The sequence below is a fragment of the Ochrobactrum sp. SFR4 genome, assembly GCF_019730395.1.
Taxonomy (GTDB): domain Bacteria; phylum Pseudomonadota; class Alphaproteobacteria; order Rhizobiales; family Rhizobiaceae; genus Pseudochrobactrum.
Map to the genome: position 1 here is coordinate 1 of NZ_JAAPBB010000220.1, position 437 is coordinate 437.

Here is a 437-nt window from a genome sequence, read left to right on the forward strand (position 1 = left end):
GCACCCGGTGCTGTCACATCAACACTGTAATTGGCAGAGCCTGTCACCGGATCAGCCGCATTGCCTGCAGCATCCGTGAACACGGCTTCCGCTGTCACCGTCGGGGTGGTCGCGCCTGCAAGTGCACTGCCCGGAACAGACGCCGTCCAGGTGCCGTCGCCATTCGCCGTTGCCGCATAAGGCACACCGTCAACCAGAACATTGACCGCTGTGGTCGCTGCATCCGCTGGCGGATTGGCAATCGTCACGGTAATCGCAACAGAACCGGCTGCCTCACTCGCATTGACAACACCGTCACCGGCAATCGTGCCGACACTCACCGTCGTGCCACTGGTATCAGGCGGTGTAATATCATCCGCCGTCCAGCTCTCATTACCCGTGCCGCTGTTACCGGCAGGGTCGGTCACAACAACACTGACATCGCCGTCCGGCTGAAC

General features: G+C 61.1%; 1 protein-coding gene. It reads right to left on the reverse strand.

Annotated features, from left to right (window positions below; translation table 11 throughout):
- Positions 1 to 437 (reverse strand): hypothetical protein (locus HBA93_RS18700; RefSeq protein WP_221724299.1); only part of this gene is annotated, 437 nt, incomplete at both ends.